The following is a 24750-nucleotide window of genomic DNA, read 5'->3' as shown; positions in this document are numbered from 1 at the left end:
CGTCTGGCCCCTAACCAGCCGCCATCAGTAGTTGATGCTGACGTAGGGCACTTCCGGCACCTGCCAGCGCTGCTTGAGGTAGACGGTGAGCACGAAGAAGAAGTTGGCCAGCAGGTTGGCGAAGCGATAGAGAATGGGATCGAAGGCCACCTCGCTCTCTTCCAGCCTGACCAGCAGCCGCACCACCTTCTTGCTGCCGCAGCGGCACAGATGGAGGGTTGGAATGGGCTGCGGCCCCTGTGGCAGCACAAAACCGGTGACGCTGCCGCGACTCGCCTCGTTGTAGTGGTCGTAACGGGCCTTGAGCCACTCAAGATCTGCATCGAAGATCCCCAGTTTGCCGCGTACCGAGCCGTTTAGGTTGTAGATAAGTCGCTGCAACGCCGCGAGATCCGCCAGCATGGGCTCGGTATCCGCATCCGGCGCAAGGTGTGACAGCACGGCCCCGACCTGACAGCAGAGCTCGTCCGTGGCGATTTCAAAATCACATTTGAACGAGGTTTCGAAGATAAAGGGGTAGCAGAGCTCGCGCTTGTCTCTTGGCTTCTTGGGGTTCATGGGGCAACCGGATTGGAGAAAAGGCCAGTGTGCCAGCCCCGGGAAGGGCTGGCAAACGGCAGCTCATTACTTGCGTAACGCGCTGTGGCTCAGACGTTCTTACTGGCGGGCTCGGTGGAGGGCTGGAACTGGTTGATCATCCGCAGCGCCTCCAGCATCCGCTGGTTGAAGCTGGTGAAGCGATCGATCTGTGCAGGTTCCCCTTCCCCTCTCGCCGCCAACACGGCCGGGGTCAGCGCCTGTTGCTGGGATGGTGGCAGCAGGGTATCTGCCTGTTTCTGCACCTGATCCAGCTTCGGCAGGTAGTCGGCAAACGGCTTGATCAGATCCTGCAGGGAGCTGGCCCCCTGATAGGTCTGGCTCAGCTTGACGCTCTGCTTGAGCTTGAGGGAGTAGGAGGCCAGCTGGCTGTCATCCAGTTTCAGCTCGCCCGCCTTGTCCAGCAGATCCTCGAAGTTGCCGGAGAAGAAGCTCCCCGCCAGCTCGTCGATCCCCTTGACCAGCTTGCCGATGGACTCCATCTCGTCGCTGCTGAGATCTCCCTCCAGCGAGAAGCTGAAGCTCTGGCTCGACTTGAGGCTGAACTGGCTGCCGCTCTCGCTGCTCTGGGACTTGGTCTGCCAGCTATCGTTGAAGCGCAGCACCACCTTGTCACCATCCTTGGTCTGGATCTCCAGATAACCCTGCTGGCGACTGGCCATCTCGGCCTGCCCCATGTCGGTCGGGGAAACCTTGCCGAAGAACTCCTTCTCGAACTCCTCGAGCCCTTTCTGGATCAGCTTGTAGCTCTGATCGATACCAGTTTTGATATCCTCGTTGTCAGTCGCCCACTTGCCGAGCTGCTTCTTCGCCTCGTCAAAGCCCTTGTCGATCCCCTTGCGGGCCTGCTCCATCATCCCGGTCAGGTCGTCGTCGGATTTGCCATCGGCCCGCGCGGCACCGAGTCGCCCGGTCACGAACTGCAGCACGTTGTCCGCCACCGACTGGAAGTCGAACAGGGTCTCCGGGGTGATCTCCTCGGGCTCTTTCACCTTCGGCGCCTGATAGCCCTGGCCGTTGATCTCCAGCGAGAACTGCAATGCCTGCTGGATCAGCACCTGCGCCCACTTGGGCGGCTTGTGCAAGGAGACCGCCTCCTCGCTCTTGACCTGTTTCTGCTCCGCCTGTTGGGGCGATTTGGGAGAAACACCCACTCCCTTGGGTTGGGCTGCGCCCACGCCTTCGATCTGCATAATGTGTCCTCCCACCATGCCTGTAGATCAGCTATCGGCCTGACTGAACACTTCTTGACCACAAAATGCTGGACAATCTGCGGCTGGCTTTTAAAATCGGGCCCCTTTGGGTGGCCTGTTGCCTTCCCCCGATTTCGACCCGGCCCGGCCGGTGTGCATGTGAGGTATTTATGACCCAATCCCAACAGCCTTCCGCGAACGCTCCGGCGCCTAGAACCGCGGCCGACTATCAGGCCCAACTCGACGAAAAGCGCGCTCGCCTCACCGAGCTGTTTGCCGGCTTCACCCTCCCGGCGCTGGAAGTGCACAGCTCACCGGCGGAGTACTACCGGATGCGCGCCGAATTTCGCATCTGGCACGAAGGGGATGACCTCTTCCACTGCATGTATGCCCCGGCGACCAAAGAGATCATCAAGATAGACCACTTCCCTACCGCCAGCCGCCTCATCAACCAGTTGATGCCGCTGCTGCTGGAGGGGCTGCGCCCACACCCGGTGCTGCGCCGCAAGCTGTTCCAGATCGACTACCTCTCCACCCAGTCCGGCCAGATCATTGTCAGCCTGCTCTATCACCGCAAGCTGGAGGCCGAATGGCAACAAGCCGCCGAAGCGCTGCAGGCCGACCTGCGCGCCAAAGGGTTCGAGCTGCAGCTGATTGGCCGCGCCCACAAGCAGAAGATCTGTCTGGGGGATGACTTCGTCATCGAACAGCTCAACGTGGCGGGTCGCCAGCTCACCTACAAACAGGTGGAGAACAGCTTCACCCAGCCCAACGCCGCCATCAACGAGCAGATGCTGGCCTGGGCGCTGGATGTGACCAAAGAGAGCGAAGGGGACCTGCTGGAGCTCTATTGCGGCAATGGCAACTTCTCCATCGCGCTGGCGCAGAACTTCCGCAAGGTGCTGGCCACCGAAATCGCCAAGCCGAGCGTCGACTCCGCCCAGTTCAACATCGCCGCCAACGGCGTCGACAACCTGATCATCCTGCGTATGTCGGCCGAGGAGTTCACCATGGCGATGCGTGGTGAACGGGAGTTCAACCGCCTCAAGGGGATCGATCTCAAGAGCTACCAGTGCAACACCATCTTCGTCGACCCGCCCCGCGCCGGTCTCGACGATGCCACCGTCAAGCTGGTGCAGGAGTACGACAACATCCTCTACATCTCCTGCAACCCCGAGACACTGCAGGCCAACATGGCCGTGCTGGGCGAAACCCACGAAATCGCCCGTTTCGCCCTGTTCGACCAGTTCCCCTGGACCCATCATATGGAAGCCGGGGTCTATCTGCGCCGCAAGGCCGGTTGATTCAGGCAGACAGGAAAACAACAACAGGGCCGGATGGCCCTGTTTTGTTATTGACTGAACACCGGCCTCACTCCAACCGGAAGTGGCCCACGATCTCCCGCAGCCGGTCGTAGGTCTGCTGCATCGCCGCAGAGCTGGCGACCGTCGCTTCGCCATTGTGGGTCAGCTGGCGGATCACTTCAGCGATGGCGCTCATGTTGCGGTTGATCTCTTCGGCCACCGCGCTCTGCTGCTCCGCCGCCGTAGCGATATGGCTGATGAGATCGTTGATCTCCACCACTTCCCCTGCCATCAGATCCAGCGACTCGTTGACCCTGGTGGTGTTCTCGGCAGCGCCCTGACAGCTCTGCTTGGTATTGCCCATGGCATCCACCACAGTGCGGGTGCCTCGCTGCAGACTGGCCAGCATGGTCTGGATCTCGGCTGTGCTCTGCTGGGTGCGGGCCGCGAGGGAACGCACCTCGTCTGCCACCACCGCAAAGCCACGCCCCTGTTCACCAGCGCGGGCCGCCTCGATGGCGGCGTTGAGGGCCAGCAGGTTGGTCTGTTCGGCAATGCTGCCGATCACCCCCAGCACAGAGCCAATCTGCTGCACATCCTGTTGCATAGCTTCAATGGAGCGAGCAGTGGCTTCCACTTCGTCCACCAGCGCCATCACGCTGGCCATCGCCTGATCCACCACCTGACGGGACTGGCTCGCCAGCTGCTGGCTCTGGCCGGTGAGCCGGGCGGTGCTGGCTGCACTCTCGGAGACGGAGACTGCGGTGCGGCTCATCTCGTTGATGGCGGTCACCACCTGCTCGGTCTCGCGTACATGGTCCGCCAGCAGAGACTGGGCGGCGCCGGTCTGGCTGGCCAGCCCCTCGATACCGCTGTTGAGCTGGCCGCTCGCCTGCCGCACCTCCCCCATCATCTCCTGCAACCGCTCGATAAAGCGGTTGATACCGGCCGAGATCTGGCCAAGGTCATCCTTGCTGGTCACCGCCAGCCGGCGGGTGAGATCGCCACTGCCACGGGAGAGCTCCAGCACCAGATCCCGCAACGAGAGAATGGGGCGATAGGCCACGTTGAGCGCTAGCATTGCCAGCACCATCACCACGATCGCCACGCCGCACAGCGCCATGATGATCTGGCCGTTGAGGGCCCGGGTCATGGCCCGGATGTAATCGAGGTCGATGTAGCCGGTCAGCGTCCAGCTGCTGCCACGAATATCCAGCTGGTTGGGGCGTGCCTCGCTCTCCCCTTGCGGCTTGCTGTCATAGAGGTTGTTACCCTGACTGTCGGCCAACGAAAAGTAGCGGCCATCGCCACTCATCTTCTCCAGCAGGCTTTTGAACTCGCTCATGTCGAGGTAGTAGAGATAGGCGGAATCGGCACCGCGCGGCACCAGAATGGTGATGACCGGCTTGCCATCCACTTGTTGCAGCGGGCTGACGGTGATCTGGTTGTTGGCGGCGGGGATCAGCTTGCGCAGCGCATCGACTTTGGCGCTGTCGTTGATGACCCCGCTCACGTCGAAGGCCATGTCGCCGATCACCTTGACGATGTTGTGAAAACCGGTCTCTTGCAGGGTCTTCTTGACGTTGGTCACCCCGAAGTTGAGGTTGGCGGCCAACAGGATCTTCTGATTGATGTCGCTGGCCAGCTTCTCTTTGACCAGGGTGATCTGTTCGTTGATGTTGTGGGTGGCCTGAGTGCGAATGTAGCCACTGATGAAGTGGTTGACGCTGAGCCCGGCGGTGCCGATGGTGACCAGAATGGCCAGTAGCAGCAAGAGGTAAATCTTGACCTTGAATGGCATGGGTTCCCTCCAGAAGAGAGGGCTGGCAACACCAACCCTCCCTGCCAATCGTTATTTCTTCTTGGCGTACTTCATGGAGTCCAATGCCACCGCCAGAATGATGATGCCGCCCTTGATGATGAACTGCCAGTAAGGGCTGACCCCGATATAGGTCAAACCATAGTTGATCAGGGTGAAGATAAGTACGCCGGTGATCACACCCGCGACCGTTCCCACCCCGCCGGCAAACGACACCCCGCCCACCACGCACGCAGCGATGGCATCGAGCTCGTACATGAAGCCGAGGTTGTTGGTGGCGCTACCGATACGGCCCGCTTCCAGCATGCCGCCGAAGGCGTAGAAGACCCCCGCCAGCGCATAGATCATCACCAGATTGACCGCCACGTTGACGCCGGAGACCTTGGCAGCCTCGGGGTTGCCGCCGATGGCGAAGATGTTTTTGCCAAAGCGGGTCTTGTTCCACAGCACCCAGACAAAGACGCTGGCGATGGCTGCATAGAAGGTGAGATAGGAGAGCTTGAATCCTCCTATCCGGATAAAGCCCTGGGCGAAGCTGGAGAAGCGGGGATCAAACCCGGCCACCGGTGATGCCCCAACCGAGTCAAAGTAGAGGGAGTTGATACCGTAGACGATGATCATGGTGCCCAGGGTGGTAATGAACGGGGTGACGTTCAGGTAGGCCACGATCAGACCGTTGACCAGACCAATCAGCGCCCCCACCACACACACCAGCAGGATCACCGCAGGAATGGGCACCTCCCCCAGCGTCGGGAACACCTTGTTGACGTTGGTCAACGCCTGCAACATGGTTGCCGCGATGAGTGCCGCCAGACCGACCTGACGACCGGCCGAGAGATCCGTCCCCTGAGTGATAATGATGCCCGCCACCCCCAGCGCTATGATGACCCGCACCGAGGACTGGGTCAGGATGTTGCTGAAGTTGGTGAGGCTCAGGAAGGAGGGCTCCTGGATCACGATGACCATGAGCAGCACCAGCAGCACCAGATAGATGGCGTTTTCCTTGAGCGCCTGCATCAGATTGAAATTTTTAGCCGACTCCATAAATGTCTTCCTGTCTCTAGAGGTACAGAGATGCCAGGCGCAGTATCTCGCTCTGGTCAGTTTCTTTGGTATTGACGATCCCGGCGACCCGGCCATTGCTCATCACCATGATGCGGTCGGTGATCCCCAGCAATTCCGGCATCTCTGACGAGATGATGATGATCCCCTTGTCCTTCTTCGCCAGCTCCAGGATGAGCTGGTAGATCTCGAACTTGGCCCCGACGTCGATGCCGCGAGTGGGCTCGTCGAGCATCAGGATCTCCGGCTGGGTCAGCAGCCAGCGGCCGATGATCACCTTCTGCTGGTTACCCCCGGAGAGGGAACCGATCTGGGTCTGCTGGGTCGGCGTCTTGACCCGCATGGAGTCGATCACCCACTGGGTATCGCTCTTCATCTTGTTGTCGCTGAGCAGCCCCATGGAGCCCTTGTAGCTGTCCATGTTGGCGATCAGGGAGTTGAAGGCGATATCAAGCCGCGAGTAGATGCCGGTGGAGCGGCGCTCTTCCGTCACCAGCGCAAAGCCGTTGCGGATCGCTTCGTGGGCGTTGTGGTTGGCTACCTCTTTGCCGTGCAGCTTGATGCTGCCCTGGCTGCGATCACGAATACCGAACAGGGTCTCGACGATATCGGTGCGCTTGGCCCCGACCAGTCCGGCGATGCCGAGGATCTCCCCCTTGTGCAGGTTGAAGGTCACATCCTGAATGGAGGGCTGGTTCTTCGCCGTCAGGTGTTCGATCTCGAGGATCACCTCTTTCGGCTGGTTGGTCTTTTCCGGGAAACGCTGGGTCAGTTCACGGCCGACCATCATGCCGATGATCTGATCCATGGTCATGCCCTTGAGCGGCTGGGTTGCCACCCACTGGCCATCCCGCAATATGGTGATCTCGTCACAGAGCTGGAAGATCTCCTCCATCTTGTGAGAGATGTAGACGATGCCGCACCCCTTATCCTTCAACTTGTTGATGATCTTGAAGAGGTGGTTCACCTCTTTCTCGGTCAGGGAGGAGGTGGGTTCGTCCATGATGACGATCTTGGCATCGTAGGAGAACGCCTTGGCGATCTCGATCATCTGCATCTGGGAGACCGACAGGGTCGCGACCTTCACCTTGGGATCGATGTCGATATCCAGCTCATCAAAGATGCGCTTGGTGTCGTCATACATCTTGCCGTGGTCGATAAACCACCCCTTGGTGGGGTAGCGGCCGAGCCACATGTTGTCCATCACGGTACGCTGCAACACCAGGTTGAGCTCCTGATGCACCATGGAGACACCGTTCTCCAGCGCCTCCTTGGACGAGGTGAAGTTGACCTCCTCGCCCTTGAAGAAGATCTTGCCCTGATCCTTCTCGTAAATGCCGAACAGGCACTTGAGCAGTGTGGATTTTCCCGCTCCGTTCTCGCCCATCAACGCATGCACAGAATGAGGACGGACCCGTAAATTGACATTATCGAGTGCCTTGACGCCGGGAAAGCTCTTACTGACGTCAATCATCTCCAACAGCCATTCTGATTGTTGCTGTGTTGTCATATCAGCCATCACATCTGGTTGAAAAAAGGGCAAGGGGATCTCCCTTGCCCTGAAGGAGGGAATTACTCGAATTGGGACAGGTTGTCTTTATCCACACCGACGTAGGCAACACGTACTACCTTGTCGACGATATTCCACTTGGTGCCTTCACCGGCCGGTTTGCCTTCAGCCAGATTCTTGGTCAGCTCGAAGGTAGCTTTGGCCTGGTTGGCCGCATCGTTCAGCACGGTACCCGCCATGGCACCGCTCTTGACCATGGCCAGCGCTTCCGGCAGCGCATCGACGCCGAATACCGGAATGGCAGTCTTGCCCTGGGCTTTCAGTGACTCGACTGCACCCATTGCCATGCCGTCGTTGTTGGCGATGACCACTTCGATCTTGTTGGCGTTGGGGCCGGAGATCCAGGCGTCCATCTTGTCTTTCGCCATGGCGGTATCCCACATACCGGTATCCATGTGCAGTTGTTCAGTCTTGACGCCGCCATCGTTCAGGGTCTTGACCACGTAGGAGGTGCGCGCTTCGGCATCCGGGTGGCCCGGCTCCCCTTTCAGCAACACGAACTGGATCACGCCATCCTTGTTCAGATCCCACTCCGGATGAGCTTTCCAGTGTTTGGCAATCAGCTGACCCTGGATGATCCCTGACTCCTTGGAGTCGGTGCCCACGTAGTAGGCCTTGTCGTAGCTGGCCAGATCGGTAGCGCTTGGCTCCTTGTTGTAGAAGACCACCGGGATATCTTCGCCACGGGCTTTCTCAATCACCACCGGTGCCGCAGCTGGGTCAACCAGGTTGATGGCCAGCGCCTTCACCCCTTTGGCCAGCAATACGTCGATCTGGTCGTTCTGCTTGGACTGGTCGTTCTGGGAGTCGTTCATCAGCAGTTCCACCCCCGGAGTGGCTGCCGCCTCCTTCTCGATGGCCTTGCGCACGACCGCCATGAAGTTGTCGTCGTACTTGTAGACGGTTACCCCGATACGGGTGTCAGCCTGGGCATTGGCTCCAGCCATCATGCCCATCAGCAGGGCGGCAACTGTGGTCAGTTTTTTCATTATGTGTGCTCCGATGTGTCTATCTGTGTTGTAGGGTGGCGAGCAATTGAGCAAGCGCCAATCAATGTAATCAGTTTGTTGTCATTTCTTCTGTGATCATGACGACAAAATGAAAACGATTACACTCTGTTACATTGAAACTTTGTTTTTATTTTTCAAATACATATAAATTTAAATCAGATTTGAGACTCAATCTTTCCCACAGCATTGAGGCTAGTCGTTACTGGTCTGTTGTCAAAATGGCGCACTGGCCAGGCAGTCCCCTCAATAGCTGGCTTAACGGAGAGTGCAGCCCCAACGGTAACGACGCTCGAGCAGTTGATACTCGGGACGCACGCTCTGACTCCAGGAGTCATCCCCGCCCACCCCCATATGGGCGCCATCGAGGCAGACCCACAGCCCTGCTTCGGCCACCAGATCGCTCTGGTGACGGGCGGCGGCCAGCTGTTGCTGACTGAAGCGGCTGGCACTGAAATGGAAGCTGCCGCTCACCGTCGTGCTGCCCAATTGCAACTGGCGGGTATCGCAGCGCAAGCCGTTGTCGCTCGGGAAGATGTAAGGGGTATGCATCGCCTCCAGCGGCAAACTCCAGCGACCAAGATCAGCGCCCAGCAGGCGATCCGGATAGTTCTCGTGAGGGCCACGCCCCAGCCATTCTGCTCGCGCTGGCACCTCGGCCAGATGGAGCAGCAGACCGATCCGCGGCAGCGACGGCAGCACCTGCGCCAGCTCGGTCTCTATCTCCAGGCTCATGGCGCCATCGTCGGTAAAGCGGTGATGCCAGTGACTCACCAGCAGCAGCTCATCGCGGTGGAAGTAGCCATGGCTGACCCGGATATCCCCTCCAGCGACCGCAATCCCCAAACAGCGATGTTGCCACTGACCCAGACCACAGCCCTGCCAGCGGGCAATCCAGGAGTTGGGGTCAACGTGATCCGCTTCGCTGGTGCCGATGTCGTTGTCGAGCGGCGCGCGGTAGAAGTGATCCATGATCGGCGCCAGCAACTGCTCCTGCCCCGATTTTTGCCAACTGGTGATGCGGCCACTCTGCTTGTCGAGCCACCACTGGCTGTTTGCGGCAGTGATCCGCCAGCCATCCGGCTGCTCGCTCAGGGTGGCGGCAGCGACCGGCGCTGGCAAGGCAAGGGGGGTCGGCAGGGTGAACTGCTGACGGGCGACCTTGTGATCCGCCTGCGACCAGGGGGTAGCCTGCGGCTGAACGATGGCAAGATCGAGCCAGGCCAGTGAGCCTGCCGCAAAGGGGGGCAACGCCTCGCTCAGAGTCAACTCGATCACCCCCTGTGGCGCCAGCTCAAGGGAAACCTCCCCCTGCTGCTGCACATGGCCGTTCTCACACAACTGCCAGCAAAGCCGCTCGTTATCGGTTTCCCGAAACAGGTATTCGCTCTCGATCCGCACCCGCAGCGGGGTGTGCTCGAGCAGGGCAAAACGGAACGGCTGTTGGGCGCGCTTAGCCTCGCACAGGGCGGGATGGGGGGTGCGATCCGGGAACAGCAGGCCGTTGCAGCAGAACTGGCGATCATTTTGCACATCACCAAAGTCGCCGCCATAGCCCCAGTAGTGGCGACCATCGATGGTGTATTTGTCGAGCCCCTGATCGACCCAATCCCAGACAAACCCGCCTTGCAGACGTGGATGATCGCGAAACGCCTGCCAGTAGTGGGCGTAGCCCCCGAGACTGTTGCCCATGGCGTGGGCATATTCGCAGAGGATCAGCGGCCGGTGCTCGCCGGGCAGGCCGATCCACTTGGCCAGCGCCCACTTGGGCACCGCCGGGAAGGGCTGATCCTGATGGGTTCTGGCATACATGGGGCAGATGATGTCGGTGGCCGGGGTATCGGCCCCGCCCCCCTCGTACTGCACCGGACGGCTCGGATCGCTGCGCTTGATCCAGCCATACATGGCATCGTGGGCCGGGCCGTAACCCGACTCGTTGCCCAGCGACCAGATGATGATGGAGGGGTGGTTGAAATCCCGCGCCACCATGCGGGTCGCCCGCTCCAGAAAGGCATTGCTCCAGGCGGGATCCCGCGCCAGCCGCCCCATCGGAGTCATGCCGTGGGTCTCCAGATTCGCCTCGTCCACCACATAGAGACCGAGCCGATCGCAGAGGCGATAGAAGTCGGGGTGGTTGGGATAGTGGGAGCAGCGCACCGCATTGAAGTTGTGGCGCTTCATCAGCAGCAGATCCCGCTCCATGGTGGCGCGATCGATGGCATAGCCTTTGGCGGGGTGATGCTCGTGACGGTTGGCACCGCGCACAAGCAGCGGCTGACAGTTGACCCGCAGCAGGCCGCCACGGATCTCCACCACCCGAAAGCCCACATCACATGCCTCGCTCTCGATAACCTGGCCCTGTTCGTCCAGCAGGGTCAGGGTCAGGCGATAGAGATGGGGCGTCTCGGCGCTCCACTTGCGCGGCGCAACCACGTCGAGCCAGCACTCGGCGCGATCGTCATACGCCCCTTTTTCATCAATGGTTTGGGTGCCGATCGGCTGGTGCAGGGCCGCGACCCGCTCGCTGCCGTCATAAAGATTGGCCTCCACCGACAGACCGGCCCCATTGGCCACCTGCAGTGCAATCTTGAGACGACCATCCCGATAGCAGGCGTCCAGCTCGGGGGCCACCCGCATATCCATCAGATGGCGGGACGGTTTGTGCAGCAGGCTGACGGAGCGGAAGATCCCCGACAGCCACCACATATCCTGATCTTCCAGATAGGAGCCGTCGGACCAGCGCAGCACCAGCACCGCCAACCGGTTGCGACCGGTGTGCAGATAAGGAGTCAGATCGAACTCGGCGGGCAGGCGGCTGTCCTGGGAGTAACCGACCCAGCGGCCGTTGCAAAAGAGGTGGAAGGCGCTGCTCACCCCGTCGAAGATGATCCGGCTCTGGCCGCTTGCCAGCCAGTCGGCGGGCAGTTCGAACTCGCGGGAGTAGCAGCCAGTAGGATTCTCTGCTGGCACTCGCGGTGGATCGCAAGGAAAGGGGTACTTGATATTGGTGTAGATGGGGCCATCGGTGAGCGGCCGCGTAGCCGGATAGGCGGCATCCAGCTGCCAGTTACCCGGCACTGTAATGGGGCAGGCATCCGCCAGATCCTGCGCCAGCCAGCTCTCGGGCACCCGCTCGGGGGCGGCAAAGAAGGAGAAGCGCCACTCGCCATCGAGCAAGAGACGGGAGGAAGAGGCCAGATCACCCCTGGCATCCGCTTCGCTGCGCCAGCTGAACATGGGGGTATGGGCTGCCAGCCGGTTTACCGACGTAATGGCCTGAGTCTGCCAATCCTGACGCGCCACTATCTCCCTGAGCATTCACTCTCTCCCTGCTGATTGGAACACGTATTCAGTCTAGAGAAGTATGACGCAGGGAACGGCGATCTCGCTCACACAGATGTAAACGATTACACTTGTTTTGTTAAGTAAAGCGGAGTAAAAATGATTAAAAATAGGTAAAACAATAACCGTGCAAGAAACGGCCCCGAACAGGGCCGCAAAAGGGAGCTATCCGGCCCGAACCGGTGCCACCGAGTGACGATTTATCAGGGTGGGTGTATAGATCCGGCTCTGGGTCGCGTCACTCTCCCCCGCCGCCAGCTGAATGGCCAGCTTGGCCGCCTGGGCCGCCATCAGCTCGATGGGATAGCGCATGGTGGAGAGCTTGGGGCGCAAATATCTGGCATAGATGATGTCATCGAAGCCCACTACCGATACCTCCTCCGGCACTCGCAGGCCGTTGTCGGCCAGCACAGAGATGGCGCCCGCCGCCATGGCATCGTTATAAGCCACCACGGCAGTCACCTTGAGCCCCTTGGCCAGCAGGTTGAGCATGGCGCGCTCGCCCCCCTCCTCATTCGGCGTGCCACTCTCGATAAGCTCGGGATCGGCTGCCAGACCGGCTTCCATCAGCCCATCCTGATAACCCTGCAGCCGCAAGGTGGCATCCTCGATGGCGTGATCCGAGCTGATAAAGGCGATATGGCGGTGGCCCAGTTCGATCAGGTGGCGAGTCGCCGTAGCCGCACCCAGCCGATTGTTGAGAGCGATGCAGCGTCCCTTGAGGGCCGGAATATCGCGGTTGATCAGCACCATACCGGGCACCCGCATGGCGTAGTCGCAGAGCTCTTCGTCGCTCAGCGCCTTGCTGTGCACCACCAGCGCCTCACAGCGTTTGCCGATCAGCAGCTCGATCGCTTCACGCTCCTGACGCACCTTGTGAAAACCGTTACCCATCAGCAGGTGAAGGTTCTGCTCGACGGCCACGCCGGAGACCCCCTTCACCAGTGCGCCGAAGAAGGGATCGGCTACATCACCGACCACCACCCCCATGGTGTCGCAAGTCTGGCTAACCAGTGCCCGCGCGTTGGCGTTGGGGGTGTAGCCCAGTTCAGCCATGGCCTTCTGCACCACTTCGCGAGACGCGGCGCTGGCCTTGGGGGAGTTGTTCATCACCCGTGAAACCGTTGCCACTGACACATTGGCCAAACGGGCGACATCCTTGATGGTGCTCATGCTGTTTTCACTTCTTTCACTGTGCAATAGAGCGCCATTATACCCAGCAAACCCTTTGAAAACAGGGGTGAAACGCATATCTGCCATCAGGATGATCACAAAAACAGTGTAATCGTTTACATTGTTTTGCAAGCAAGCTCACAGTTTGATCGCCACACCCTCGGCTAGACTGCTTCCAGACACTTTTTCAGTGGAGAGCAAGATGAACGTTCTGGTCACCGGCGGTTGCGGATATATCGGCAGCCACACCTGTCTGGCCTTGCAAGCGGCAGGCATGAATCCCGTGGTGGTCGACAACCTCGGCAACAGCAAACGCAGCGTGCTAGCCCGAGTCGCGGCTATCAGCGGCCAGCAACCCCTGTTCTATCAAGGGGATATTCGCGATGCAGCCCTGCTGGACCGGATCCTCGCCGAACAGCAGATCGATGCGGTGATCCACTTTGCCGCCCTCAAGGCGGTCGGTGAATCGACCCGCATTCCACTGGATTACTACGAGAACAACCTCGGCGGCACCCTCACCCTGCTGCAGGCGATGAAGCGGGCTGGCGTGCACAATCTGGTGTTCAGCTCCTCGGCCACCGTCTACGGTGATCCGGCCAGCCTGCCAATCCGCGAAGATTTCCCCCGCAGCGCCACCAACCCCTACGGACGATCCAAGCTGATCATCGAGGAGATCGTCGAAGATCTGCAGCTGGCGGAGCCCCACTGGAGCATGACCCTGCTGCGCTACTTCAATCCGGTCGGCGCCCACGAGTCGGGCACCATGGGGGAAGATCCCCAAGGCATTCCCAACAATTTGATGCCCTATATCACTCAGGTCGCCATCGGCCGTCGCGACTGCCTGTCGGTCTTTGGAAACGATTACCCAACTGTTGATGGCACCGGCGTGCGCGACTACATCCATGTAATGGATCTTGCCGAAGGACACGTCAAGGCGCTGCAACACTGCGTAGGCAAGGGTGGCGTGCACACCTACAACCTGGGCACAGGCCAGGGCCAGAGCGTATTGCAGCTGGTCGCCGCCTTCTCCAATGCCTGCGGCAAGCCGCTGCCATTTCGCATCGAACCGCGCCGCCCGGGCGACATCGCCGCCTGCTGGGCCGATCCGGCCAAGGCGCTGCGTGAGCTGGGCTGGCAGGCGACCCGGGACATAGACGCTATGTGCGCCGACAGCTGGCGCTGGCAATCCGCCAATCCGAACGGTTACGAGGAGTAGGCCTGCCTGCTCCCCGGTAATAAACGACTTTATTTTTCAATACCTTATTCAGGAGAGATGATGTTCAACCCCGTCGATCATCCCCATCGCCGCTTCAACCCGCTGACCGGCCAGTATGTGCTGGTCTCCCCCCACCGGGCCAAACGCCCCTGGCAGGGACAGGTGGAGAAGGTGAGTCAGGCCCCCAAACAGGCCCATGATCCCGACTGCTTCCTCTGCGCGGGCAACACCCGGGTCACTGGCGACATCAACCCCGACTACAAGGGCACCTTCGTCTTTACCAACGACTTCGCCGCCCTGATGCAGGATACTCCGGCCGCCGATAGCGCCAGCGATCCCCTGCTGAAACTGGAAGCCGCCCGCGGCACCAGCCGGGTCATCTGCTTCTCGCCGGATCACGGCAAGACCCTGCCCGAGCTGCCGCTGCTCGCCATCGAGGGGGTGATCACCACCTGGATGGATCAGGTCGCCGAGCTGTCGGCCCAGTGGGGGTGGGTGCAGGTCTTTGAAAACAAAGGGGCCGTCATGGGCTGCTCCAACCCTCACCCCCACGGCCAGATCTGGGGCAGCGACTTCCTGCCCAACGAGATCGCCCGCGAAGAGCAGCACCAGCGTGACTGGCTGGCCGAGCATGGCCGCCCCATGCTGCTGGAGTATGTGGAGCGGGAGTTGGCGGATCGCTCGCGCATCGTGGTGGAGACCGAGCACTGGCTTGCCGTGGTTCCTTTCTGGGCCGCCTGGCCGTTCGAAACCCTGCTACTGCCCAAGGCGCACGTCCCCTCCATGCTCAACCTGACCCAGGCCCAGCAACAGGATCTGGCGGTAGCGCTCAAGGAGCTCACCAGCCGTTACGACAACCTGTTCGAGTGCAGCTTCCCCTACTCCATGGGCTGGCACTTTGCACCGCCCAAATCGGATTGCCCCGAGGCGTGGCAACTGCACGCCCACTTCTATCCGCCACTACTGCGCTCCGCTACCGTGCGCAAATTCATGGTCGGCTTCGAGATGCTGGCCGAAACCCAGCGCGACCTTACCCCCGAGCAGGCCGCCGAGCGGCTGCGCGCTCTGAGCCCCGTTCACTACAACCAGACCAGCCACACCAATGAGGAGGCCCTATGACCCCCAGCCAACGCGTCAGCACCGTTTTTGCCGAGCAATTTGCCAAAGCGCCCGATCTGCTGGTGCGCGCCCCTGGCCGCGTCAACCTCATCGGTGAACATACCGACTACAACGACGGCTTCGTGCTGCCCTGCGCCATCGACTACGAGACCTGCGTCGCCATCGGCCTGCGCGATGACCGGCAAGTGCAGGTGATCGCCGCCGACTACGACAACCAGCGCGACCAGTTCGACCTCGACCAGCCCATTGAACACCACCCCAGCCAGCGCTGGAGCGACTACATCCGCGGCGTGGTGAAGTATCTGCAGGAGCGTGGCTATGCCCTGCGCGGCCTCGATCTTGTAGTCTCCGGCAACGTGCCGCAGGGGGCGGGTCTCTCCTCCTCCGCCTCACTGGAAGTGGCTATCGGACAGGCCTTCAAAGAGGCGCTGGGGCTTCACATCAGCCAGGCCGAGATCGCCCTCAACGGCCAGCAGGCGGAGAACAAGTTCGTCGGCTGCAACTGCGGCATCATGGATCAGATGATCTCCGCCAGCGGCAAAACCGATCATGCCCTGCTGCTCGACTGCCGTTCGCTCCAGACCCGCCTCATCCCCATGCCGGCGGATCTGGCGGTGCTGATCGTCAACTCCAATGTGCGCCGCGGTCTGGTGGACAGCGAATACAACACTCGTCGCCAGCAGTGTGAAGAGGCCGCCCGTCACTACGGGGTCAAGGCGCTGCGCGACCTCGATCTGACCGGACTGGAAGCGGGCAAAGCCGGGCTGGGTGATGCTTGCTACCGCCGTGCCCGCCACATCGTCGGTGAAAACGCCCGCACCCTGGCGGCCGCCGCTGCGCTGGCGAACCACGATCTGACCCGCCTCGGCGAGCTGATGGCCGAGTCGCACGCCGCCATGCGCGATGACTTCGAGATCACCGTGCCCGCCATCGACGGTCTGGTGGAGATCATCAAGGCCAGGATCGGCATCGATGGCGGCGTGCGTATGACCGGTGGCGGCTTCGGCGGCTGTGTGGTCGCCCTGCTGCGCCCCGAGAAGGTGGCCGAGGTGATCGCCGCCGTCGAGGCGGAGTATCCGGCCATCTCGGGCCTCAAGGCCGACTGCTACGTCTGCCGCGCCAGCGCAGGTGCAGGGGGCATCGCATGAAAGAGTTCCATCTGCAGAATGCAGCCGGCCTGCGGTTGAGCGTACTCGATTTCGGGGCAACGCTCACCGCCCTCGAGATCCCGGTCAATGGCATCTATCGCAATGTGCTGCTGGCTTGTGATCCGCTGGATTACCCCAATCAACGCTCTTATTTGGGGGCGATAGTAGGACGTTTTGCCAATCGTATCGGCAACGCCCGCCTAGAGCGAGCAGGGCAAGAGTGGCAACTAGACGCCAACGAGGGCACCACCTGCCTGCACGGGGGCAGTGACTCTCTGCACAACCGGGAGTGGCAACTGGACGGGCTGGCGGAAGATCGCATCTGTCTGCAAACTCGGCTGGCCGACGGCGAACAGGGCTTCCCTGGTAATCTGGACGTGACCGTAGAATACCGGCTGGAGCAGACCGATCTGGTGATCGAACTGAGCGCCACCACAGATGCTCCGACCCCGGTCAACCTCACCAGCCATGCCTATTTCAACCTGGATGGCGGTGATGTGCGTGATCACCGTGTCACCATTAATGCAGACCGCTATCTGCCAACCGATGAACACTCGCTGCCGCTTGGTATTGCGCCGGTCGAAGGAGTATTCGATCTACGTCATGGCAGGCGGGTCGGGGAGCAGTGGATGATCCACTCGCAGCAGGAAAAATGTCTGGGATTCGACCACTGCTTCTTGTTTGATGACACCTCGCCCTCACCACAAGCCACCCTGATGGCAGGGGATGGCAGACTCTGTATGGAGATGTATACCAATCAGCCAGGAGTCCAGCTCTACACCGGCAACTGGTTGGCTGGCACCCCAAAACGCGGGGGGGGACATTGGGGCAACTATCAGGGGCTCTGCCTGGAAGCACAGCAAGTGCCAGACAGTCCGAACCGTCCAGAATTAGGTAACCCATGGTTGGAGCCAGGAGAACGCTATCAGCACATAACCCGTTATCGGCTCATTCCGGTTATGGCTTGACCCATTGAAGGGGCGCGTCAAGGCGCCCCTTTGTCGCATCTCTCCCGCCCGGCTTATTCAACACAACCAAGAAAGAAGCATGCTACGGCTTGGCATCATTACGATATCAGCCACCGCGTGCAGTGCTGATGGGTGTATGGCTTTCAGAGTGGCGTTGACCTGCTCGTGTCGGGTAAAGTCATTGAGTACCCATTATGTGCTTTACATTCTTACCGCCAACCACACAACTTGGCAGGCATGACGGGAGCATATCGGCACGCCCTGTGGCACAAGGAACCACTACGCAGCAGGTCATCGAGAGAGGATCAAATTTTGTTAACTGGCTGACCCCTGGTCGAGGCACGGATCAGCAACTCCCCTTCCAGCTTCATCAGTAAAGCGATGGGCTTCTCTCCTTGGGCCAGTTGCAACAAGGTATCCACCGCCAGTTTACCCATCTCGTCGTAAGGTAGTTCGATAGAACTCAAAGGGGGCTCCATTTCGCAGGCCAGCATCTGGTTATCATGGCCCGCCACCAGAATGTCTTCCGGGATGCGCAATCCCGCCTCGGCTATCGCCTGGTAACAACCCTGAGCCATGTAATCACTGCAACAGAAGATACCATCAGGCGGCTGAGGCAGCGCCAGCAGTTGCCGAGTCTGTTCATAAGCCTCATGTAGCGACCAGTTGCCCACACGCACCCATTGTGGATCCGGTATCAAATCGTGGTTGATCAACGCCTGACGATACCCCTCCAGCCGCAGACTATTTGCCTCCATCCATGGCTCCCCCTGAATAAGAGCCACTCGTTTGCAGCCTTGCTCCAACAGGTGCGCCGTCACCTTGTAACCCGCCAGCTTATCGGCAGGCAGGATGGAATAACTCTCGGACGAGCCACTGCCCTCCAGGTAGCAGTTGAGCAAAACGGTAGGCACCTGTGGGGAGAGCTCCATCTCGGCAAGTTGTCGTGTCATGGAAGAGGCAAAAATCATCCCCAGATAATCCCCCTGATTGATCTCCTGCTCGATCAACTTGGTGAGCTCCGCGCTGTTGCGATAATCGAATGTAACCAGCATGCGATCTGCCTCCCAAGCGCGTTCATTGCAAGCATTGATCGCATCCAGAAAAGGGTCATATGGAGTCAGGCCATTGAAAACAAAAGCTATTTTTCTAGCAGATGGTCCCTTGGGTAGATGTTCAGCTCGCTTATGCTGGTAACCCAGTTCGGCCGCTTTTTCAAGCACTCTACGCCGCGTTTCCTCCGCCAGTTTGATGGTGGTTGAACCATTGAGCACCAGTGAAACCGTTGATTGGGAAACACCTGCAGCTGCAGCGATGGCGCTCATGGTGATGCGTTTACTATTCATTGATATGGCCATAGTTTGAGCAGTACCGCCCAGATAATAATATTAATTATTTATCTTTTATCATGACTCATGATTACGGACATGAGCAAGCAGCACAACAGCCCGCAAGGACGATAGAGGGGTTTCGGTTATCGTCCCGAGTACAGATGGCTCGCCAGTCATGCCTGTTAACCCCCTAAATTTGTTCATTTTGTGACTAATCCCTGAATTCTGTCCTTCATGATTTGCAACTAAATATATTAGCTAATATTAATTGCTATAAGTTTAAATAATTAGTTGCAAGGATATCCGATGGCGATACAACAGTGGTCAACAGAACGAGCTTGGCAATGGTGGAACAAACAACCTTGGCTATTGGGCTTCAACTATCTCCCCCGCACAGCGGTCAACTGGACCGAAATGTGGCAGGGAGAAACCTTCGACCCAGTCATCATTGACCAGGAACTGGGTTGGGCCAACAAACTGGGCTACAACACCCTGCGAACCAATCTGCCCTTTATCGTCTGGCAGCATGATCGGGATGGCCTGCTCGCGCGCATTGAGCAGTTCCTTGGCCTGTGTAGCAAGCACAATATCCGCGTGATGATGACCTTGATGGATGACTGTGGCTTCTCCGGCGATCACCCCTATCTGGGCCGCCAGCAACCACCTCGGGAAGATGTACACAATAGCCAGGCGGCGGCCAGTCCCGGTCGGAATGTCGTCATTGACCCGACCCAATGGCGCGAAGTGGAACACTATATTCGCGACCTGATACGTACATTTGCACAGGATGAGCGGATCTTTATCTGGGATCTGTACAATGAGCCGACCAACAGGGGCATCTTTTCGGAAGGCGATGTCGAGGTGCGTTTCGATGAGTCGCTGGAGACATATGCCCACTATCTGATGGAGTTGGCTTTTGTCTGGGCCCGAGAAGAGAACCCCTCCCAGCCACTCACCGTCGGCGCGTGGCATGCACCCTACAGCATCGGTCAGGGGGATTCGGAATTTACTCCGGAAAACACCTTTACTCATCCGACCGACCTGCGCGCTATGGAGCTATCGGATGTCATCACTTTCCACTCCTATCAGCGTATGGAGGGGCTGAAAATCTCTCTGGATGTGGTCAGCAAATATCGCCGTCCGCTCCTCTGCACAGAGTGGCTGGCCAGGCATGTCGGCAGCGTGATGGAACAACAACTGCCACTCTTCAAAGAGTTAAAAATAGGTGCCTATCAATGGGGTCTGGTAAAAGGGAAGACGCAAACTCACCTGCCATGGCCTTTCGTTCGCAATATCGACCCCGATTTCCGCAGGGTCTGGTTTCACGACCTGCTGGAGGAGGATGGTACCCCCTACTCTGCCAGTGAAATAGAACTGCTCCGCACATTGACCCGTTCATAACGCAAAAGAGGACGCCACCCTAGTGGCGCCCCTCACAACACATTCATGTTGGGAAAGGTTGGCAGATGACAGATCAAAAGATACACAATAGAGAGCTGGTGGGATATTTCAGCTATGCCGTCGGGCAATGCCTCAGTTTCGGCCTGGTGGGATCATTTATCCTCTATTTTTACACCGATATCCTTGGAATATCGCCCGCTGCAGCTGGGGCTATTTTCCTCATTGCCAGAGTATGGGATGCCATCAACGATCCTATTATCGCTGGTTATATGGATACTCTTAATTTCAAACGTGGCAAATTCACGCCATATATGCTTTTCGTTCCCTTCTTGATTGCCGGGATCACCTCTCTCAGCTTCATTGGCATGGATTTACCCATGACCACCAAGGTAGCTTATGCAGCAGTCACCTATATCGCGTGGGGGATGATATACACCTTGTCTGATGTACCTTTCTGGACCATGTCATCGGTCATGAGCCAAGAGCCACAGGAGCGAGCCAAGGCCGTAACCGTCGCCATGTTGGGCGTCAATATCGGCATTGGCAGTGCTTCCATCATATTCCCGAAGCTCACCGAACTGTTTGCTGCAACCAGCAGCACCAAGGGCTACATGGAAGGTGCCATCTGCCTGATGCTGATCGCCCTGCCGCTGATGGTGCTCGGAGCAAGCCAGATGAAAGAGCGCATCAAGCCCAATCCGAATGACAAGATCACCATTAGGGACTCTTTCCGCGTCCTGCGTTCCAACAAACCGTTGGCGTATGTACTTGGCGCCTTCTTCTGTAACGTGTTCTTTAATCTGGCCACCGGGCTCTACATTTTCTTCTTCACCTACAACATGGGTGATGCCGGGCTGCTCTCGGTGATGGGCTCTATCGGTGTGGCAACCTCTATGGCCTGTATGCTGATGCCGATATTGACCAGCAAGCTCAGGAAACGTGATCTCTTCCTGCTACTCACTCTGCTGGAGATTGCATTACGCATCGGTTTCTATACGACAGGCTACGACAATCTGATAATGGTGTTCGGCTTCCTCGCCTTGATCCATGCGGCCAACGTCATCACCAATCCGCTTATCTCGGCCATGTTGAGTGAGACCATCGAATATGCAGAACTAAAGTCTGGCCGCCGTTGCGCTGCCATCGCATTCTCGGGGCAGACCTTTACCGGCAAACTGGCTTGGGCCATCGCAGGTGGTATTTCCGGTACCCTGCTGATCTGGCTTGGCTATCAACCGAATGCGGCACAGACTCAGGCTACGATGGACGGACTATTTATCTGTATATCACTTGTGCCGATATTGGGTAGCATATTACGGGTGATGATCATGACCCGCTACAATTTCACCGAAGATAAGCACGCCAAAGTACGTCATGCTCTAAATAAATGGCGTTCCATTTCGTCTCTTTAACATAAAAACAATGAATGCTTTACCATAAAATATACGCCAGTCGAATTGAGCGCCTCTATCCATTCAACTTGACTGGCAAATTCCATTCAAGAACATGAAAACTACAATGATTGATAAATTATTCTTTCGTTGCATTGCGCATAGGAAAAGCAATCAACATAAGTTACATGAATCATCGAAAGCCACTGGGTAAACTTTTGCTGAAGTATATTACACGATAATAAATATCCATTGCCTCCATTGGTCTTTGAGGAGTTCAAATTTGTCGGTTTATTTCTGGCACAATATCGTTATTGTGCCAATCGCTCTCTGCGTTCTGGTTTTCTGGCTCGACACCGCCAACCTCGGTCTCTGTGCAGCCTTTCTGACCACAGGATCTTTTGCCTTGCAAGTTATACACATAATAAAGACCCAAGAAACCAGGGCCATCTCAACCAATATGTATCTGGCCTTCAGCTGTGGCGTACTTCTATGGTTGATCTACGGCCTGCGCACTAACGACATGCCCATCACCATAGCAAACAGCATCACTCTCGCTCTGGCCTGCGCCGTCCTGATGCTCAAGCTGCGTAACGAAAGGAACTGATGAGCATTCATACAACCTGGGGCTGGCACTCGGGGATCACGACGGCTTCTGTCTTGAGGCGCAACAGCTGCCGGACAGCCCCAATCGGCCCGAGCTGGGCAACCCCTGGCTGCTGCCTAGCGAGCGTTATCACCACCAGACCCGCTACCGTTTTATCCGCGACTGACTTAAAGGTTTCATGATTTTTACATAGCCTCAGCAGTCACTATCGAGCAAGATAAGCCGCCCCGAGACCCTCCCGGGGCGTTTTACATCAACGAAGTTAAGGATTGTTTGTTCGATGACTGACACCTATAGCCTGCTGGTCGCCTTTATTCTGGGCGTCGTCGAGGGGCTGACCGAGTTCCTCCCCGTCTCCTCCACCGGCCACATGATTATCGTCGGCCATCTGCTGGGCTTTGAAGGGCCCAAGGCTGCCACTTTCGAAGTGGTGATCCAGCTTGGCTCCATCCTCGCCGTGGTCGCCGTCTTCTGGCGCCGCCTGTTTGGCCTGATTGGCATCCACTTCGGCCAGAAGCCGTCCCGGGATCACGCCACCCTGTCGCTGATCCACGTCATCCTCGGCATGCTGCCCGCCATCGTGGTCGGTCTGGCCATCCACAGCTGGATCAAGGCCAACCTGTTTGGTCCACAGACCGTGATGTACGCGCTGGTCGCGGGGGGCATCCTGCTCATCATCGCCGAGAAGTTCCGCCCGGCCGTCACAGCTGAAACCCTTGATGACATCAGCTACAAGCAGGCGTTCGGCATCGGTCTGTTCCAGTGTCTGGCCCTGTGGCCCGGCTTCTCCCGCTCCGGCGCCACCATCAGTGGTGGCATGCTGATGGGGATCAGCCGTCACGCCGCCGCCGAGTTCTCCTTCATCATGGCGGTGCCCATGATGGTGGCGGCCAGCGGGCTTGATCTCTACAAGAGCCGCGATTTTCTCTCGATGGCCGACTTCCCGATGTTTGCCGTGGGCTTTATCACCGCTTTCGTGGTAGCGATGTTTGCGATCAAGACCTTCCTGACATTGATCCGCCGCATCGACTTTATCCCGTTCGCTATCTACCGCTTTATCGTGGCATTCGCCGTCTATCTGGTGTTTGTCGCCTGACCGGCAACCAGCAATCAAATGAAAAAAGGGACCAATCTGGTCCCTTTTTCTATGGCGTCATGGTGCTCAGTAGAGGTGCTGGCTGATGCCATTCAGCAGCCGCGACAGCCCCTTGGTGAACTGCACCGGCGCATCCTGCACCGTGTAGCAGAGGCAGCCATCTGGCGTATGCGGGCTATGGGAGTGGCTGGCATCGCGCCAGATGAAATCTCCCACCTTGTAAAGGGTATCGCCATCCTGAATATTGCCAGCCAGCAGCAGGGTCAGCTCATAGCCCTGATGGGTGTGCTCGGGGATGCGACCGCCCGCTTCGATATGGAGCAGGCTGGCGCGGGCACCCATCTCGTCCAGCGGCAGACTCTGCTGACGAATGGCCCCGATATGGCGCCACTTGGGCGAACGATAGCGGGCCAGCACCCGTGGCAAACGGTAGGCGTGACCGGCTACCTCCAGCTCTCCGGGCTGGGCTCGGGGCTGGTCATGTGTTGGCTCGGAGAGGGGCTCTGCCAGCGGCTGGGCCAGAATATCCGCCAGCATGGCGTCGAATCCGGCGTCCAGTCCCACTTCATCGCGGGAGTCCAGCTTGGGCTCTACTGGCGAGGCAAGATATTGCTGCGCCAGCTCCTCTTCGAATGTCTTTAGTCGGGCAGCACAATCGGGGCAGAGTTCACAGTGGGCGGAGAGCCCCACCGCCAGCGGCAGAGGCAGCTCGTCGGCGGCGAAGGCACGCAGCATAGGGTCGGTCGGATGGGCTTTAATCATGGCCTTGCTCCACTTGCTCTTTCAGTTTCTGTAACGCCAGCCGGAGGCGGGACTTGATGGTGCCGAGTGGCACGCCGAGTCGCTCCGCCAACTCCTGCTGGGAGAACTCCTGCAGATAGATGCCACGCACCACCTGCTGTTGCGGCTCCGGCAGGGTGCCCAAATAATGGGCCATCTGACGGGTCAGCACCGCATCTTCCCCCCCGCTCAGGTGCTCCTCTTCGGCCTGAAACTCCAGCACCGGCCACAGCTCCTCGGCACAGAGATCCTCCTTGCTGGCGCGACGACGGCGCAGCATGTCGAAGCACTGGTTGCGCATCACGGTATAGATCCAGGTGGTCGGCGCCCCCTTCTCGGGGTGGTAGAGACGCGCCTTCTGCCACACCAGCAGCATGGTCTCCTGCACCAGCTCCATGGCGTTGGCTTCGCTGCCGAGGTGGCGCAGGCCGTAGCTGCGAATACGCGGCGCAAAGTGTTGGAACAGGCGGGCAAAAGCAGCCTTGTCGGCCTGCTCTGCCACCCTGATCAGCAGAGATTTGAGGTCGCCATCCGGGTTATCCATCACGGGCGAGGTCCTGCGTATGGTCGAGTGTGGTTGGCCAGTATATGCCATTGCGCCATCCCTTTGGTGTGCTGTCGAACAT

Annotated in this window: 20 protein-coding genes and 1 pseudogene; 10 read left to right on the top strand and 11 right to left on the bottom strand. The window is 58.7% G+C overall.

The features are described 5' to 3' along the window. Nucleotides 1–24: 24 nt before the first annotated feature. Both G5315_RS11970 and G5315_RS11965 read right to left on the bottom strand, forming a co-directional pair. Nucleotides 25–558 (bottom strand): cobalamin adenosyltransferase, encoded by a 534-nt coding sequence (locus G5315_RS11970; RefSeq protein WP_058059398.1) that lies wholly within the window; start codon nucleotides 556–558, stop codon nucleotides 25–27. An 89-nt stretch (nucleotides 559–647) separates the two neighbouring features. Continuing rightward, on the bottom strand, nucleotides 648–1790 hold the full coding sequence (locus tag G5315_RS11965) for a DUF5610 domain-containing protein (protein WP_421231150.1): 1143 nt from the start codon (nucleotides 1788–1790) through the stop codon (nucleotides 648–650). A gap of 170 nt (nucleotides 1791–1960) precedes the next feature. Here G5315_RS11965 and trmA point away from each other — a divergent pair, with 170 nt between their 5' ends. Continuing rightward, nucleotides 1961–3094 carry a tRNA (uridine(54)-C5)-methyltransferase TrmA gene (gene trmA / locus G5315_RS11960; protein WP_421231151.1) on the top strand — a complete coding sequence of 378 codons (1134 nt, stop codon included), beginning with the start codon at nucleotides 1961–1963 and terminating at the stop codon, nucleotides 3092–3094. 67 nt (nucleotides 3095–3161) lie between these two features. Here the strand turns inward: trmA and G5315_RS11955 are convergent, their stop codons facing one another. The 6 genes from G5315_RS11955 to G5315_RS11930 form a co-directional block, all read right to left on the bottom strand. Then, a complete protein-coding gene (locus G5315_RS11955; RefSeq protein ID WP_421231152.1) occupies nucleotides 3162–4895 on the bottom strand; it encodes a methyl-accepting chemotaxis protein in 1734 nt (577 codons plus the stop codon). Nucleotides 4896–4946: 51 nt separating this feature from the next. Beyond that, nucleotides 4947–5957, bottom strand: a complete 1011-nt coding sequence (gene mglC, locus G5315_RS11950; protein WP_005342585.1) for a galactose/methyl galactoside ABC transporter permease MglC — start codon at nucleotides 5955–5957, stop codon at nucleotides 4947–4949. Nucleotides 5958–5973: 16 nt separating this feature from the next. Continuing rightward, nucleotides 5974–7494 (bottom strand): galactose/methyl galactoside ABC transporter ATP-binding protein MglA, encoded by a 1521-nt coding sequence (gene mglA / locus G5315_RS11945; protein WP_421333101.1) that lies wholly within the window; start codon nucleotides 7492–7494, stop codon nucleotides 5974–5976. A gap of 53 nt (nucleotides 7495–7547) precedes the next feature. After that, nucleotides 7548–8534: a galactose/glucose ABC transporter substrate-binding protein MglB gene (mglB, locus tag G5315_RS11940; RefSeq protein WP_005340747.1), complete on the bottom strand. Its 987-nt coding sequence runs from the start codon at nucleotides 8532–8534 to the stop codon at nucleotides 7548–7550. 276 nt (nucleotides 8535–8810) lie between these two features. Beyond that, a complete protein-coding gene (locus G5315_RS11935; RefSeq protein WP_421333100.1) occupies nucleotides 8811–11870 on the bottom strand; it encodes a beta-galactosidase in 3060 nt (1019 codons plus the stop codon). A 189-nt stretch (nucleotides 11871–12059) separates the two neighbouring features. Continuing rightward, the gene (locus G5315_RS11930) at nucleotides 12060–13067 is read right to left on the bottom strand and encodes a substrate-binding domain-containing protein (RefSeq protein ID WP_421266517.1); all 1008 of its coding nucleotides are present in this window, start codon (nucleotides 13065–13067) and stop codon (nucleotides 12060–12062) included. Between the two features lie 202 nt (nucleotides 13068–13269). Here G5315_RS11930 and galE point away from each other — a divergent pair, with 202 nt between their 5' ends. The 4 genes from galE to G5315_RS11910 are packed head-to-tail and all read left to right on the top strand — an operon-like array spanning nucleotide 13270 to nucleotide 17518. Further along, on the top strand, nucleotides 13270–14283 hold the full coding sequence (gene galE / locus G5315_RS11925) for a UDP-glucose 4-epimerase GalE (protein WP_421333099.1): 1014 nt from the start codon (nucleotides 13270–13272) through the stop codon (nucleotides 14281–14283). A gap of 60 nt (nucleotides 14284–14343) precedes the next feature. Continuing rightward, complete coding sequence (locus G5315_RS11920; protein ID WP_323913406.1) at nucleotides 14344–15402, top strand: UDP-glucose--hexose-1-phosphate uridylyltransferase; 1059 nt, start codon at nucleotides 14344–14346, stop codon at nucleotides 15400–15402. Then, on the top strand, nucleotides 15399–16550 hold the full coding sequence (gene galK, locus G5315_RS11915; RefSeq protein WP_421333098.1) for a galactokinase: 1152 nt from the start codon (nucleotides 15399–15401) through the stop codon (nucleotides 16548–16550). Before G5315_RS11920 ends, galK begins: the two co-directional genes overlap by 4 nt. Continuing rightward, entirely contained in the window at nucleotides 16547–17518 is a 972-nt protein-coding gene (locus tag G5315_RS11910; RefSeq protein ID WP_421333097.1) for an aldose epimerase family protein, read from the top strand. Before galK ends, G5315_RS11910 begins: the two co-directional genes overlap by 4 nt. A gap of 305 nt (nucleotides 17519–17823) precedes the next feature. Here G5315_RS11910 and G5315_RS11905 read toward each other — a convergent pair whose 3' ends face one another. Continuing rightward, nucleotides 17824–18864 (bottom strand): LacI family DNA-binding transcriptional regulator, encoded by a 1041-nt coding sequence (locus G5315_RS11905; protein ID WP_139408882.1) that lies wholly within the window; start codon nucleotides 18862–18864, stop codon nucleotides 17824–17826. Between the two features lie 291 nt (nucleotides 18865–19155). Here G5315_RS11905 and G5315_RS11900 point away from each other — a divergent pair, with 291 nt between their 5' ends. From G5315_RS11900 to bacA, 5 genes and pseudogenes are all read left to right on the top strand, one after another. Beyond that, nucleotides 19156–20250 carry a 1,4-beta-xylanase gene (locus tag G5315_RS11900; RefSeq protein WP_421206265.1) on the top strand — a complete coding sequence of 365 codons (1095 nt, stop codon included), beginning with the start codon at nucleotides 19156–19158 and terminating at the stop codon, nucleotides 20248–20250. Nucleotides 20251–20315: 65 nt separating this feature from the next. After that, nucleotides 20316–21662 carry an MFS transporter gene (locus G5315_RS11895; RefSeq protein WP_227341614.1) on the top strand — a complete coding sequence of 449 codons (1347 nt, stop codon included), beginning with the start codon at nucleotides 20316–20318 and terminating at the stop codon, nucleotides 21660–21662. 262 nt (nucleotides 21663–21924) lie between these two features. Further along, nucleotides 21925–22248, top strand: a complete 324-nt coding sequence (locus G5315_RS11890; protein WP_421221976.1) for a SemiSWEET transporter — start codon at nucleotides 21925–21927, stop codon at nucleotides 22246–22248. Between the two features lie 34 nt (nucleotides 22249–22282). Further along, nucleotides 22283–22414: pseudogene (locus tag G5315_RS11885) on the top strand (galactose-1-epimerase); the annotation flags it as partial. A gap of 114 nt (nucleotides 22415–22528) precedes the next feature. Then, on the top strand, nucleotides 22529–23344 hold the full coding sequence (gene bacA, locus G5315_RS11880; protein ID WP_069527669.1) for an undecaprenyl-diphosphate phosphatase: 816 nt from the start codon (nucleotides 22529–22531) through the stop codon (nucleotides 23342–23344). 66 nt (nucleotides 23345–23410) lie between these two features. On the opposite strand, the gene G5315_RS11875 is transcribed toward bacA, so the two are convergent. Both G5315_RS11875 and G5315_RS11870 read right to left on the bottom strand, forming a co-directional pair. Then, nucleotides 23411–24106 (bottom strand): ChrR family anti-sigma-E factor, encoded by a 696-nt coding sequence (locus G5315_RS11875; RefSeq protein ID WP_421231159.1) that lies wholly within the window; start codon nucleotides 24104–24106, stop codon nucleotides 23411–23413. Further along, entirely contained in the window at nucleotides 24099–24668 is a 570-nt protein-coding gene (locus G5315_RS11870) for a sigma-70 family RNA polymerase sigma factor (protein WP_005355542.1), read from the bottom strand. The genes G5315_RS11875 and G5315_RS11870 overlap by 8 nt, the downstream gene beginning before the upstream one ends. Nucleotides 24669–24750: the final 82 nt, after the last annotated feature.

The organism is Aeromonas sp. 603607 (genome assembly GCF_049171595.1).
Classification (GTDB): Bacteria; Pseudomonadota; Gammaproteobacteria; order Enterobacterales; family Aeromonadaceae; genus Aeromonas; species Aeromonas veronii.
The sequence above is the reverse complement of the archived record's forward strand: the minus strand, read 5'-3'. Positions and strand labels throughout refer to the sequence as shown.